We start from the raw sequence: 13,390 nt of genomic DNA, 5'->3' as shown, positions 1-13,390 counted from the left end.
AGTGGCTTGTGTTTCAAGCGCATCACAGACAAATTCGTCAGGTCGGTATTCTTGGGGTAACAGTGCCGGTCGAAAATGCTTCATGGAAATAACCTATCTGCCGTATCAATAATTTTTGGGCGAGTATTTCATCAAGATATCATTCGGAAGTTCGAGCACCATGGCGCCATGGTGACTAATGCGGCCAAAACTCCAGGGAACACGAGTGTTTGTTTTTTATCCGATTTTGATTCCAAATCGCCATCAATAGTTAACTAATTTAAAATTAAGCTGTTGATTTTAATCATATTAAACGAAATTAAATTAACGCGTAAAATGCCACTACCAGGCCGATTTTTAAGGCGAATACTGGTAACAGTCGAAAATGCTTCATGGGATCAAACTATTTATCGCATCAATCAATGCCTAAGCAGTGATTGCATCAAGATATCATTCAGAAGTGCGAGTACGATGGAATCGTCGACAACTGTGTGCTCTATTTGATCAGGTCTGGTTTAAAAAAAACATCAAACAATCAAAGCAGAGCCACCTGATGGCCCTGCTATATTAAACCTTCCTAAAAGATTAGAACAACTTTCTCAGCCCTATGGCCGAAGAAGCCATACATAATCATGAGTATGCGCATATTATTTTATTAGGCTCCAGTAGAGAGAGATAAGCTGCGACGAAAGCTTTTGCGGTGAGCAGTCGATGATTTTTTCACGCGCTCGTTCTCCTTCAATTGAACCCAGAGCCTGTTTTGGTAGTGCCATTACGGCCGCACGAAGACCTTCAATATCTAACGCATCACAGACATAACCGTTAACGCCAGCAGTAATAAATTCCGCGCCGCCGCAGGTTGGCGTGGTGATCACTGGTAATCCACAGGCCATGGCTTCCAGGATAACGTTTGGAAACGGGTCATACAGCGTTGGCAATAGCAGGCCGTCGGCCATCTGGTAAAAGTCCTGCGTTGAGGTTTGCATGCCAAAGAAATGCACCCGATTTGCGCATCCCAGGCTGGCACTCAACGTGCGATAGCGTTTTTCATCTTTATCTTGCCCCACGACCAGTAAATGTCGATCGGTAGGTGCGATAGCCTTGATTGCCGCGTCTAGGCCTTTTCGCTCAAAGCCTGAGCCGACGTAAATCAGGCAAGTGGCATCTGTAGGTATTTGATGCTTGACGCGTAGCGCATGGCGTTCCGCTTCACTCGGCGGCAAATAGCGTTGGCTATCGATAGCGTTATAAATGACGTAGATCTTGTCTTCAGGTACGCCAAACTCAGTAATGATTTCTTTTTTCACCATCTCGGCATTGCAGATAACCGCTTTTAACTCCGGAGCGGCGTACATCTGCTGTTCGGCCTGCATTACATAGCGATGGTAGCGATCGGCGAAAAGCTGTTTGCTTTTCCAGCCAGGCAGTACTCGGGAACGCTCCTCAAGCCAGCGACGATGCACACCGTCTCCGGCGCGAAAGATATCGCAGCCCGGAATACGCTCGTGGCTTTGTACCAGATCGAAGTCTTCTTTTTGCCACAGCTGGCGAGCTGCATTGGCAAATCCGCGTTCACGGCTAATCCGGCCAAATTTCCACGGGTCGCAAATGTGTACCTGCCATCCGGCTTTGACTTCACCCTGCCACTGACGAGTGATGACATTCAGCTCAAGATCCTGATTTTCCAACGCTTCTAATGCACGGGAAATAAACCGCTCTGCGCCGCCGTCAGGGCGATATTTTTGGCGCACCAGCGCCAGTCGAAAATGCTTCATGGGAGTAACCTTTCTGCCGCATCAATAACTACCTGAGCGGGAATTGCATCAAGATATCGCTCGGAAGTGTGAGTATTTATAGTATCGGGATCGGGCAGAGGACCATAGTCACCCGCCCAAATCACCTCGCCTTTGGCTTGCCAAGGTTTCCAGAAGGTTAGTTTGGAGGGACCAAAAAGCGCGACCAGTGGCGTTTGAAGCGCGGCGGCCATGTGCATGGGGACGGAGTCTACGCCGATAAACAGCGCTGCCTGGTCAATAAGTGCCGCAAGTTGGCGAAGGGTAAGTTTCCCCGCCAGCGAGGTGATATTTAAGCCAGGGCACAGGACCAAGATTTTTTCCACCATCTCCAGCTCGCGTTTGTCTGGTCCGGCGGTCACTACAATTGGAAAACCTTTTGCCGACAGCGCGCGGAATGTCTCTGCCATTTTTTCTTCTGTCCAGCATTTGAAAAACCAGCGCGATGTTGGCTGAACCACGATAAAGGGCAGTTTTACACCATGCTCATGCAACAGATTGCTAATCACCTGCTCATCTTCCGGGGAATAGCTCATCGTGGCTTGGTTTTCTATCGACGCCAAATTCAGAGGTGCAAGGATAGCGAGATTCTGCTCGACAGTATGCAACTTGCCGTGTCCCTCAGTGCTGACGAGCTGCGTATGGCAGAACGGCCAAATTTTGCCACGACGTTTAGGAAAATCGAAACCAAGTCGTATCGGTGCTCCACTGAGCCGAGTCACTATCGCGCTGCGCCACTGGTCACCAAGATTCACGACCAGGTCGTATTTACGCTGCATCAGCCGGCGCACCAGACGGATTTCATGGCCTGTGTGAACACGAGGGCCAAGCTTTTTCCACTGGCGGTCAATAGTGAACATATTGGTGAGCGCCGGAAGGCAGGCCAGCATATCGCGAGTCTCGTGATACATCAGCATATCAATTTCGGCGTCAGGAAAGTGCTGACGCAGCGAATTGATAACCGGCGTGGTCAACAGCATATCGCCGTGATGGCGAAGCTTTATAATAAGGATACGCCGCGGTGGTGAGGACATTTTGGTTGCTAAGGCCTGAGTCATCATTATTCACTATTATTTTATTATGGGTTGATTCTAAAGGAGCTAGAAGAATGTGGCTACTCTTCCAGACCGCTCTTGCTATGGGTCGAAAAATATCAAAGAATAGACAACAATTTCGCTGGATCGTTGTCGAACTTCCTGTTCATTAGGTTTAAGTATGACCAGACTAACCTTTATCACCTCAATTGATATTAAGGGCAAAGCCTTAGACAGAATCATCAGGATGACGTTAACGGGAGCTATGTCCTGTTTCCAAGGTTACAGATGATCTGTTAAAGATATGCTGTCATGTCGGTCTATGTTGCTCACTGTGAAATGGCGATCGTTGCGTAGCAGGTGAGAAAATTTATTGCGTTCTGTATCAGCGAATTAGCTGACTTAGCAGCGCATTGTAGGACTTACATTAGCTGAAAATTATCAGCAGAGAGTTAATCAAGATGGCTAATAAACGTTGGAAAATCACTCTTTCTAACAATATTTTGAAATGGTACAACCCGTTATTTGGTCAGTTGAAGCCAAAGGAATCTTTCGATCCAAAGCGTATTTACACCAGCATCGTTATTTACTCGACCACGGCGCTGGGAGATTTGATGTTCAATACTCCAGCAATTCGGGCGATTAAAAAACGCTATCCTCACGCTTTTATTACTCTTGTATCAAGCGTGAAAAATAAAAGCATGGTAGAAAAGTGTGAGTATTTCTCGGAAGTGATCTATTGGGATCAAAAGGTAAAAGATTTATTCCAGATTTCCTGGAAAGTTAGAAAGCAGCGCCCCCAACTTGCCATCTTGCTTCATTCAAAATTACCTTATGACGTGCTGAGTGCCGCAATCGCTGGCTGCGAGTATGTTATCAGAGATAACTATGCTCCCAAGCCAATGGGGATGGAGCTATGGTTGGCTGATTATTCCAAGGCTTTTACAGGTCATCTGATCGAACGTAAGCTGAAACTGGTTTCAGTTTTGGGATGTGACACCAGCGATACCTCGATGTTTGTACCGGCCCCTTTTACGCCAATAAAAAAAGACTTTTCTCGCAAAATCATTGGATTCCAGATGGGCGCATCAGAACCTCATCGCTGTTGGCCGGTGGCTCGCTACGTCGAATTAGCCAAAAAACTGCTCACTTCAGACCATCACTGTGAAATTGCGCTGATTGGAACTTCGCTAGAGTTGCAACTTGAACAAGCTTTTATGTCGAAGCTCAATGATGAAGAAAAATCTCGAACTATCAGCTATGTAAATAAAACTAACCTGCCTCAGCTGTTGGCGCAAATTGATAATTTTGATGTACTGGTGACCGGAGATACTGGTCCTATGCATTTGGCTGTCGCGTTAAAAACTAAAACAGTTTGTCTTTTCGCAACCGCAGAGCCGAAATTTACCGGGCCGTTTCAAGATGAAGACCTTCATTGCATCATCAAGCTACGTCCTGAGGAATTTGCTCCTGGTGGACAGCCGTTGGCTTCAGTTTCCGCTGATAAAGTCTTTAGTTGTATTGAAGCGCTTACCGCTATGAGTGAATAGTTTTTACGTGAGCGGTAACAAACGGGAGGCATTCTTTTTTCGTGAAATCAGTGAGAATAAAGCCAGGCGGCCCAATCATCACTGTTGCGAATGTATTAATGGCACAGGAAAAGAGCAGCTCTCTTCCTGTGTGATCATTTCCTAAATATTCAATGCATTCAGGGCAGAGAACACTTCTGTTGCTGAAATAGTACCAATATTTCTGGTTTTATCAGCCGTCAACGCGATTTGATTCTGACCGTAGCCGCCAATCAGGCCCGGATCGGTTGGCCCGTATAAAGTAATATTCGGCCGATCCAGTGCGGCCGTCAGATGGCTCAGGCCAGTATCCACCGAGACGACAGCTTGAGCACCCGCCAGAATTTCAGCCACTTTCTCCAGACTCGATTTCGGCAAGACCTCGACGTAGTCGAAACCTTCAGCCAAACGTACCGCCCGGTGATATTCGTGATCCGCCCCCCAAGGCAGTTTAATTTTCAGTCCTGAAGACGCGAGCAGGCCGATAAGCTCACGCCAGCGTTCTTCAGGCCAGTGTTTATCCGCACGGGTTGTCGCATGCAGGAACACTAAATAGTTTTCAGGCAATGCGGGTTTACCGGAAAGGAAGCGGGCAGCGATAGCGTAATCACCCTGTGTCGACGGTTTTTCGTAACCGAGGCTCAGCGCAAACAGCTCGCGAATACGCTCAACGGCGTGCTGCTTTTTGTTGATTAGGTGTTTCTTATCAAAGAACCAGCAGGCGAAAGGCTCTCGGGCAGTTTTACTGTCCATGCCGTGCTTCTCACCTTTGGCAACACGTGTCACCAGCGCTGCGCTTTTCACCAGTCCCTGCGCGTCAATAATGATGTCGTAATTACGCGATTGCAGAACTCTTTTAAAATCACAGCGTTGCTGACGCGTTTCAGAACCGAACCAGTTTTTGCGCCAGCGACGGATAGCAACCGGGATCACGCGGTCAACAGCCGGATGCCATGAAGGGATCTGTGCGAATCCCTCTTCAACGACCCAGTCAAATTTAATGTCAGGGATTGCTCGCATCGCATCAGTTAGCGCAGGAAGCGTGTGTAAAACGTCCCCCATAGAGGAGGTTTTAACGATTAGGACCCGCATTCCAGCTCCTTATTAGCTGCCAGGAGTTGTTGTAGCTCACTGAATACTTGATTGGGTTGAATATCGATAAGGCTCTGATGATAACCCTCTGCGGCATCACCTTTGCGAACTTTGTGATAGCCGGTTATCAAGCGAATCACGCGTGCCTGATGACTCAGCGGTGGCGTAAAGTCCGGGCTGCTTGGACCATACAAAGCGACCAGCGGTTTGTTCAACGCAGCGGCAACGTGCATTAATCCTGAGTCGTTAGTGACAATAGCCCGGCAAGCGGCGATCAGCACCACGGCCTGATCCAGAGAGGTTTTCCCTGCAATATTCAGGCAAAAATCCCGTGCGGCTGGAGACAGGGCCTCGCGGATATCTTCACCTGCGGGATGATCTTTTGCTGAGCCGAACAGTGCAATCCGATAACCAGCATCAATGAGCTGGGCAGCGAGGGCGGCATAGTGGAAGTGCGGCCAGCGCTTGGCAGGCCCAAACTCTGCTCCCGGACAAAACCCGATTAGCGGACGTTCGCCGGTCAGTGAAAAGGATTCACTAACGTTAACAATTTCAGTTTCGCTAACGGCGAGCCGAGGCCAGAGGATTGGCTGTGGTAAATCCTCGGCAGATTTTATCTTCGAAGCGTCATAGCCCAGCGCCGCATAGCGCTGAACCATGAGAGGAAACGCGGCTTTGTCGAGCTTGCGGATATCGTTGAGCAATCCGTAGCGCATCTCGCCGCGCCAGCCTGTGCGCTTCGGGACCGAGGCGAAAAAGGGGACCAGCGCCGACTTGAATGAATTAGGCAGCACGAAAGCCTGTTGATAAGCCTCCTTGCGCAATGCAACGCCCAGACGGCGGCGCTCACCCAATTCGAGCGCACCGTGACCCAGCGGCATAGCCAGAGCCTGATTAACCTCAGGCATTCTATCGAGCAGAGGACGGCACCACGCGGGCGCCATCACATCTATCTCGGCATCGGGATTATTCGCTTTGATCGTGCGGTACAAACTCTGCGACATCATCATGTCGCCCACCCAGGACGGGCCAATAACCAGCGTTTTCATCGCGTTAATTCTTTCCCTTAAACTTGACGATTAAGCCAGGCCATATACTCGGCTACGCCTTCAGCGACAGTTTTGAAAGGTTTATCGTAGCCTGCACCGCGAAGCTGAGTCATATCTGCCTGCGTGAAGGACTGGTAACGGCCTTTCAGCTTTTCAGGGAATGGAATGGTTTCAACCGCGCCAGTTTTATGGAATGCCAACACGGCGTCGGCTACTGCCTGGAAGGACTCCGAACGACCAGTACCACAGTTGAAGATACCGGATTTGCCGTTCTGCCAGAACCACAGGTTCACCGCGGCTACATCGCCAACGTAGATGAAATCGCGTTTAAAGTCTTCGCTGCCTGCAAACAGTTTTGGATTTTCGCCAGCGTTAATCTGATTATTCAGATGGAAAGCCACGCTCGCCATGCTGCCTTTATGACCTTCACGTGGGCCATAAACGTTGAAGTAACGGAAACCACAAATCTGAGATTCTGCGTGCGGCAGGATTTCACGCACGTACTGGTCGAACAGGAATTTGGAGTAGCCGTAAACGTTGAGCGGTTGCTCATATTTACGATCTTCAACAAAGCTAGTGTTCTGGCTACCGTAAGTGGCTGCAGAAGAGGCATAAAGGAATGGAATGCTGCGATCGAGGCAGAAATGCAGGATATCCTTAGAATACTGATAGTTGTTGTCCATCATGTATTTGCCGTCCCACTCAGTGGTGGAAGAACACGCACCCTGGTGGAAAATAGCGTCGATATCACCCAGATCATCACCGGCAACGATGCTGGCAATAAAGTCTTCTTTATCTGCGTAGTCCGCGATATCCAGGTCGACAAGATTGGTAAACTTAGTACCATCTTTAAGGTTATCAACCACTAAAATATCGCGATATCCCATATCATTGAGCGATTTAATAATATTGCTACCGATAAAACCGGCACCGCCAGTGACGATAATCATGGGAATCACCTTAAATTTAAGTAGTAAAGGGGCACCATGCCCGCTCATTCAATTGTGCATATCATAACACTTCATAGGCCAGCCTACATGGGTAAGCTATCTGATTAGTATCAGAATGCAACTAACCTTCCATCCCCGTGATATATGCTGCAAAAATAACATTTATCTGTCTGATTACTCGTTATTACCCCTCTCTGTTAGTAGTCTCTGTGTTAGATGGACTATTTAAGGAGATAATGTCATGTCTGCTTCATTTTATCGGCGCCTGGAAGATGAACTCGCTCAGGCTCGCTCGGAAGGACTCTTCAAGCAGGAACGTATCCTCACCTCGGCACAACAGGCACAGATCACTCTCGCCGATGGCAGGCAGGTGCTTAATTTCTGCGCTAACAATTACCTGGGGTTAGCCAATCACCCGCAGGTGATCGCTGCGGCCAAAACGGGCATGGATCAACACGGCTTTGGCATGGCGTCGGTGCGATTTATTTGTGGCACGCAAGATATTCACAAGACTCTGGAAAATCGGTTAGCCGAGTTTTTGGGTATGGAAGACGCCATTCTCTATTCCTCCTGTTTTGATGCTAACGGAGGGCTGTTCGAAACGCTGCTTAATGAAGAAGACGCAATCATTTCCGACACCCTGAACCACGCCTCGATTATCGACGGAGTTCGCCTTTGCAAGGCGCGCCGTTATCGCTACGCCAACAATGATATGCAGGAGCTCAAAGCCTGTTTGGAGCAGGCTAAATCTGCCGGCGCGCGTCACATTTTGATCGCCACCGACGGCGTATTTTCAATGGATGGCGTGATTGCCAATCTGCGGGGAATTTGTGATTTAGCCGAGGAGTATCAAGCGTTGGTCATGGTCGATGATTCGCACGCGGTGGGCTTTGTGGGGGAAAACGGCCGCGGCAGCCACGAATATTGTGAGGTCATGGGACGTATCGACATTATTACCGGCACTTTGGGCAAGGCGATGGGCGGTGCTTCCGGCGGATACACTGCTGCGCGCAAAGAGGTAGTTGAATGGCTGCGCCAGCGTTCGCGGCCATATCTTTTTTCTAACTCATTGGCCCCATCAATTGTTTGCGCCTCGCTGGAGGTCCTTGCCCTGTTGGAACAGGGGGGAGATCTGCGTCGTAAGCTTTGGGACAACGCCAAGCTGTTCCGCCAGAAAATGTCCGAGGCCGGGTTCAAGCTGGCCGGTGCCGACCACGCTATCATCCCGGTGATGTTGGGGGATGCCCAGTTGGCGCAGCAGTTTGCCAGCAAACTTCAGGAAAAGGGGATTTTTGCGACCGGATTTTTCTTCCCTGTCGTGCCGCGAGGGCAGGCGCGTATTCGCACGCAAATGTCGGCGGCGCACAGCCGTGAAGATATCGAACGGGCCATCGAGGCCTTTATCAGCACCGGTAAAGAGCTGGGTGTTTTGGCTTGATACCAGATTAAAAAAGTCTGTGCGATCAACTAAGGAATGAAAATGAAAGCATTGGCCAAGCTTTATCCTAGGCAGGGCATCTGGATGACTGACGCGCCGGTTCCGGAGCTCGGTCACAATGACATCATGGTCAAGATCCGTAAAACGGCAATTTGTGGCACCGATGTGCATATTTATAACTGGGATGAATGGTCGCAAAAAACGATCCCAGTGCCGATGGTGACCGGCCACGAATATGTCGGCGAAGTCGTCGAGATTGGGCAGGAGGTTCGAGGCTTCAGAATTGGCGATCGCGTGTCGGGCGAGGGGCATATCACCTGCGGTCATTGCCGCAACTGTCGGGGCGGCCGCACTCATCTGTGCCGCAACACGCAAGGTGTGGGGGTAAACCGCGCTGGGGCTTTTGCCGAATATCTGGTGATCCCGGCGTTTAACGCTTTTAAGATACCCGACAACATTTCCGATGATTTGGCGGCGATTTTCGACCCGCTGGGCAATGCCGTTCACACTGCCTTGTCGTTTGATTTAGTGGGTGAAGACGTGCTGGTATGCGGCGCTGGGCCAATCGGCATTATGGCGGCAGCTATTTGCCGTCACGTCGGCGCACGGCACGTAGTTATCACTGACATGAATGAGTATCGCCTCGATTTGGCGAGAAAGTTTGGCGTTACCCGAGCGGTAAATATCAGCAAGCAAAATCTCAATAGTGTGATGACCGAGCTGGGCATGACTGAAGGCTTCGACGTTGGGCTGGAGATGTCGGGCGCGCCACCGGCGTTTCGCTCCATGCTCAATGCCATGAATCACGGCGGACGCATCGCGCTGTTGGGCATTCCGCCATCTGACATGTCAATCGACTGGAATCAGGTTATTTTCAAGGGTTTGTTTATCAAGGGGATTTACGGGCGTGAAATGTTCGAGACTTGGTACAAAATGGCCGCGCTGGTGCAGTCGGGGTTAGATTTAACGCCACTGATCACTCACCATTTTTCTATCGATGACTTCCAGCAGGGCTTTGATGCCATGCGCTCGGGCCAGTCGGGTAAAGTAATTTTAAACTGGTAGATTTGACCGTCTGTTGTCGTCGTGAAAATAAAGGCCAGCAATCAAGCTGGCCTCTTTGAATGTTAAAGCTTTTATCACCAAATGCTTATGGTTTTGGCGGCTCGGCGATAGGCGCTGGCGTTTGCAGCATCTGTGGGGCTGCCTGCGCTGGCGCTTTGCCCCAGTCGCTCCACTGGCGTTCAACAAAGTTGACGACGGCGGAGTTTTTGATGCTTTCACCCAGCACGCTGAACATCGCCCCAGCATAAACTTGCGGGATTTTATGCTTGATAGGGCAGCTGCCAATCCCTTTCTGTTTAGGCTTCGGCGGTTTCACAGGTTTGGCCGGTTTAAGCGGCGGCGGTGGCGCAGCGTGTGGATTATAAGTCATCGCCGTGTTGAGCAGATCGCTGGGGCGAACCAGCTGAATATCAGATGGAAGATTTGCCAACTCTTGCTGAACCGCAGCCACCGTTGTCGGGTGTGGGTGACCAATGGCGATAGCAAAACCGTTACGACGGGCCAAAGCGATGGCACGCTGAAACTGATGACGGATCTCGGCATTATTCTGCACGTCGTCCAGGAACACGTTGCGTTTAATCACCTTAACCGAGGTGCCTTGGGCAGCCTGAACTGATTTAGTTCCGGCAATCGTCATACTGTCGAGGAAAAACAGATGGTGCGGTGCCATGGCCTGAATGACATTTTGCATGCCGCTCAGGCTCGAGGTCATTTTACTGCCCTGATGATTGTTAATACCCACTGCGTAAGGAATGCTGGCCACTGCCTGGTCAACAATACGTTTGACCTCTTGGCTACTCATATCCGGCGTCAGGGTATTTTTCTCGAGAGGCTGTTTACTCAGCGGTTGCATCGGTAGATGGATCAGGATTTCTCGGCCCTGCTGGTGGGCCTTCAACATCATTTCATGCGAGTCGGGCGCATTGGGGAAAATAGCCACCGATACGTTGATCGGCATTTTCAGCACCTGATTTTCGTTCTTTGCCTGATAACCAAAGTCATCAAACAAGATGGCCAGCTTGGCAGCCTGAACGTTTAGTGTGAACACCAGCGCACCACATAACGTCGCTAAACGTCTCTTTTTAAATCGCAATGTTATCTTCCCAACCACGGCTGTGGGTTAACGGCCTGACCCTGACGACGAATCTCGAAGTACAGAGAAGGCTGACCTTGACCACCACTGGTGCCCACTTGTGCAATCGGCTGACCGGCTTTAACCTGGTCGCCCACATTCACCAGTGCGCTCTGGTTATATCCATACAGGCTCATGTCCCCTTTGCCGTGATCAATCACCACAACCAGGCCATAACCCTGCAACCAGTCTGCCAGCAGCACGCGTCCATCGGCGATGGCTCTTACATCACTGCCCTCGCGGGCGGCAATAACAATACCTTTATAGCGCAGCTCACCCTGCAACTCTTCGCCAAACTGATGCAGAGTGTTGCCGCGAACTGGCCAGATATCTTGCCCGGCCGGACGGCCAAGACCGCCGGTGCGCGATACCAGAGCCTGTTCACTTTGAGTTGGTTTATAGGTTGAGCCTTTTGATTTCGCCTGTTTTTCTTTTGCCTGAACCGCAGCCGCTTCCTGGGCTTCTTTTTCTGCCCGGGCGCGAGCTGCGCGTTCGGCGGCGGCAATTTTGTCCTGCAGGCGGGTCTGGTTGGCACGTAAATCGACCAGGCTGGCTTCATCTTTATGCAACGATGATTCCAGAGAAGTCAGTGTTTTTTGCCGTGCAGCGCGGGCCTGCTCAAGCTGTTGCTGTTGGCTTTGCTGTTGTGTCAAAGCTGATTTCTGCTGCACCTGTTTGGATTGCAGGGTAACCCGCTGCGAGGCCAGGTCACTGCGAGTCTTTTTCAGCGCGTCAATATTCTGCTGGCGAGCCTGATTCAGGTAGCTGAAATAAGCCAGAATACGCTCGCTGCGTTGGCTTTCCTCCCCGCTTAAGACCAGCTGTAATCCGCTCTGTTTGCCCAATCTGAAAGCGGCATCGAGCTGTTTAGCGAGGATATCTTCCTGAGTCTTTTGCTGTTTTTGCAGTTTGTCGATGGAGGTGTTCAGATTGGAAATATCTTTGTTTAACCCGGATAGGGTCAATTGGGTATCGCGCAGCTTGCGGCTGGCGGCTGCGATGATTTTTTCCTGGGATTGAAGCTGGTCGAGCAGGGATCCACGCTGAAGCTTTTGTGCTTTAACGCTTTTCTCCTTTTCAGCGATGTTTTGCTGAATGTTCTTGAGTTGATCCTTGTTGTCATCGGCCAGGCCGGTCCGTGGCTGAACCAGCAGCACGCTGCAAACTAGCAGGGCTGAACCGGAAAGGACTTTTCTCATCAAACTGAAATAGATAGATTTGCTCAAACTTTTTTCCGCTTGTCGACCCAGGATGATAGACAATCTGATCCCTATTGGCTTTATCGTAACACTAATCAACAACATGATGCGAAAACAAAAAATCCGCGCGCTATCATTCAAGATAGTCTGTTCCAGAGTGCCTGCCAGCAGATAAACATTATTTGAATGAAGAGCAATATTCGGAAGTATTTTAGGTAAACACCCCTTGATTTTTTCGGGATACGCCTCAGTTTATGGTAATTGGCGGCGCATTCGAGCTGTAATTGCGCAAACCGCAAGGTATACTCGTGAGCCTTGAATTTTCCCCTAACTGTCGGGAGTTGTTACACCCCATGCAAGATATTATGCCATTCGTTAGCGCGCACCCGGTTCTGAGCCTGGCGTGGGTTGCACTGCTGATTGCAGTGATCTTCACAACGGTAAGAGCCCGTTTTTCTAAAGTGAAAGAGATCACCCGCGGTGAAGCAACACGTCTAATCAATAAAGAAGAAGCCGTGGTCGTTGACGTTCGTGCTCGCGAAGAGTTTCGTAAAGGTCACATTTCTACTTCAGTGAATCTGCTCAGCGCAGATATTAAAAGCAACAACCTGGGCGATCTTGCCAAGAGCAAGGCACTGCCGGTGATTGTTGTTTGTGCTAACGGTCAGACTTCCCGTTTAGCCGCCGAAGGCCTGGTGAACGCTGGTTTTGAGCGTGTTTATAGCCTGAAAGAAGGTATTGCTGGCTGGAGCGGCGAAAATCTGCCTTTGGCCCGCGGTAAGTAAAGAATACTCCAACCTAATGACATGATTCCGAGGTGCGATATGGCTAAGATTGAAATGTTTACCAAAGCAACCTGTCCTTATTGCCATCGTGCTAAAGCCTTGCTGAACAGTAAGGGTGCAGCCTTTGACGAAATTGCAATTGATGGTGATGCAGCAAAACGTGAAGTCATGATCGAGCGCAGTGGCCGCACGACCGTGCCTCAGGTATTTATCGATGGTAAACACATTGGTGGATGCGACGATTTACACGCACTTGACGCCCGCGGTGGTCTTGACTCTCTGCTGTAAGTAGAGGTGCGCGATTGC

12 protein-coding genes are annotated in these 13,390 nt (G+C 50.0%); 5 read left to right on the top strand and 7 right to left on the bottom strand.

The annotated features are described in order from the left end of the window. Positions 1 to 626: 626 nt before the first annotated feature. On the bottom strand, positions 627 to 1,754 hold the full coding sequence (locus AB3G37_RS23735; RefSeq protein ID WP_369789261.1) for a glycosyltransferase family 4 protein: 1,128 nt from the start codon (positions 1,752 to 1,754) through the stop codon (positions 627 to 629). Continuing rightward, positions 1,751 to 2,833, bottom strand: a complete 1,083-nt coding sequence (gene rfaQ / locus AB3G37_RS23730) for a putative lipopolysaccharide heptosyltransferase III (RefSeq protein ID WP_369789260.1) — start codon at positions 2,831 to 2,833, stop codon at positions 1,751 to 1,753. The genes AB3G37_RS23735 and rfaQ overlap by 4 nt, the downstream gene beginning before the upstream one ends. 434 nt (positions 2,834 to 3,267) lie before the next feature. Between rfaQ and AB3G37_RS23725 the strand changes: the two genes are divergently transcribed. Continuing rightward, the gene (locus AB3G37_RS23725; protein ID WP_369789259.1) at positions 3,268 to 4,356 is read left to right on the top strand and encodes a glycosyltransferase family 9 protein; all 1,089 of its coding nucleotides are present in this window, start codon (positions 3,268 to 3,270) and stop codon (positions 4,354 to 4,356) included. Between the two features lie 141 nt (positions 4,357 to 4,497). Here AB3G37_RS23725 and rfaC read toward each other — a convergent pair whose 3' ends face one another. From rfaC to rfaD, 3 genes are read right to left on the bottom strand one after another with little or no spacing between them, the layout of a single operon-like run. Beyond that, complete coding sequence (gene rfaC, locus AB3G37_RS23720; protein ID WP_369789258.1) at positions 4,498 to 5,466, bottom strand: lipopolysaccharide heptosyltransferase RfaC; 969 nt, start codon at positions 5,464 to 5,466, stop codon at positions 4,498 to 4,500. Further along, entirely contained in the window at positions 5,454 to 6,515 is a 1,062-nt protein-coding gene (gene rfaF / locus AB3G37_RS23715; protein WP_369789257.1) for an ADP-heptose--LPS heptosyltransferase RfaF, read from the bottom strand. Before rfaF ends, rfaC begins: the two co-directional genes overlap by 13 nt. A 17-nt stretch (positions 6,516 to 6,532) precedes the next feature. Next, on the bottom strand, positions 6,533 to 7,465 hold the full coding sequence (gene rfaD, locus AB3G37_RS23710) for an ADP-glyceromanno-heptose 6-epimerase (protein ID WP_369789256.1): 933 nt from the start codon (positions 7,463 to 7,465) through the stop codon (positions 6,533 to 6,535). 241 nt (positions 7,466 to 7,706) lie between these two features. On the opposite strand from rfaD, the gene AB3G37_RS23705 reads away from it, so the two are divergent. Continuing rightward, entirely contained in the window at positions 7,707 to 8,903 is a 1,197-nt protein-coding gene (locus tag AB3G37_RS23705) for a glycine C-acetyltransferase (protein WP_369789255.1), read from the top strand. 42 nt (positions 8,904 to 8,945) lie between these two features. Then, positions 8,946 to 9,968 (top strand): L-threonine 3-dehydrogenase, encoded by a 1,023-nt coding sequence (gene tdh, locus AB3G37_RS23700; RefSeq protein WP_369789254.1) that lies wholly within the window; start codon positions 8,946 to 8,948, stop codon positions 9,966 to 9,968. Between the two features lie 85 nt (positions 9,969 to 10,053). Here the strand turns inward: tdh and AB3G37_RS23695 are convergent, their stop codons facing one another. Next, a complete protein-coding gene (locus tag AB3G37_RS23695) occupies positions 10,054 to 11,061 on the bottom strand; it encodes a divergent polysaccharide deacetylase family protein (RefSeq protein ID WP_369789253.1) in 1,008 nt (335 codons plus the stop codon). A 2-nt stretch (positions 11,062 to 11,063) separates the two neighbouring features. Beyond that, positions 11,064 to 12,404, bottom strand: coding sequence for a murein hydrolase activator EnvC (gene envC, locus AB3G37_RS23690; RefSeq protein ID WP_369791022.1), 1,341 nt, complete (start codon positions 12,402 to 12,404; stop codon positions 11,064 to 11,066). A 248-nt stretch (positions 12,405 to 12,652) separates the two neighbouring features. On the opposite strand from envC, the gene AB3G37_RS23685 reads away from it, so the two are divergent. Both AB3G37_RS23685 and grxC read left to right on the top strand, forming a co-directional pair. Beyond that, the gene (locus AB3G37_RS23685) at positions 12,653 to 13,084 is read left to right on the top strand and encodes a rhodanese-like domain-containing protein (RefSeq protein WP_009637710.1); all 432 of its coding nucleotides are present in this window, start codon (positions 12,653 to 12,655) and stop codon (positions 13,082 to 13,084) included. 39 nt (positions 13,085 to 13,123) lie between these two features. Further along, entirely contained in the window at positions 13,124 to 13,372 is a 249-nt protein-coding gene (gene grxC, locus AB3G37_RS23680; protein ID WP_009637711.1) for a glutaredoxin 3, read from the top strand. Positions 13,373 to 13,390: the final 18 nt, after the last annotated feature.

The sequence above is a fragment of the Rouxiella sp. WC2420 genome, assembly GCF_041200025.1.
Taxonomy (GTDB): domain Bacteria; phylum Pseudomonadota; class Gammaproteobacteria; order Enterobacterales; family Enterobacteriaceae; genus Rouxiella.
Note: the sequence above shows the minus strand (reverse complement) of the source record. Positions and strands in the feature narration are given on the sequence as shown.

What these genes read in the sequence shown, in the direction of transcription:
- AB3G37_RS23735 (WP_369789261.1), bottom strand. Translation starts at nt 1,754, where the DNA reads ATGAAGCATTTTCGACTGGCGCTGGTGCGCCAAAAATATCGCCCTGAC.
- rfaQ (WP_369789260.1), bottom strand. Translation starts at nt 2,833, where the DNA reads ATGATGACTCAGGCCTTAGCAACCAAAATGTCCTCACCACCGCGGCGT.
- AB3G37_RS23725 (WP_369789259.1), top strand. Translation starts at nt 3,268, where the DNA reads ATGGCTAATAAACGTTGGAAAATCACTCTTTCTAACAATATTTTGAAA.
- rfaC (WP_369789258.1), bottom strand. Translation starts at nt 5,466, where the DNA reads ATGCGGGTCCTAATCGTTAAAACCTCCTCTATGGGGGACGTTTTACAC.
- rfaF (WP_369789257.1), bottom strand. Translation starts at nt 6,515, where the DNA reads ATGAAAACGCTGGTTATTGGCCCGTCCTGGGTGGGCGACATGATGATG.
- rfaD (WP_369789256.1), bottom strand. Translation starts at nt 7,465, where the DNA reads ATGATTATCGTCACTGGCGGTGCCGGTTTTATCGGTAGCAATATTATT.
- AB3G37_RS23705 (WP_369789255.1), top strand. Translation starts at nt 7,707, where the DNA reads ATGTCTGCTTCATTTTATCGGCGCCTGGAAGATGAACTCGCTCAGGCT.
- tdh (WP_369789254.1), top strand. Translation starts at nt 8,946, where the DNA reads ATGAAAGCATTGGCCAAGCTTTATCCTAGGCAGGGCATCTGGATGACT.
- envC (WP_369791022.1), bottom strand. Translation starts at nt 12,404, where the DNA reads ATGTTGTTGATTAGTGTTACGATAAAGCCAATAGGGATCAGATTGTCT.
- AB3G37_RS23685 (WP_009637710.1), top strand. Translation starts at nt 12,653, where the DNA reads ATGCAAGATATTATGCCATTCGTTAGCGCGCACCCGGTTCTGAGCCTG.
- grxC (WP_009637711.1), top strand. Translation starts at nt 13,124, where the DNA reads ATGGCTAAGATTGAAATGTTTACCAAAGCAACCTGTCCTTATTGCCAT.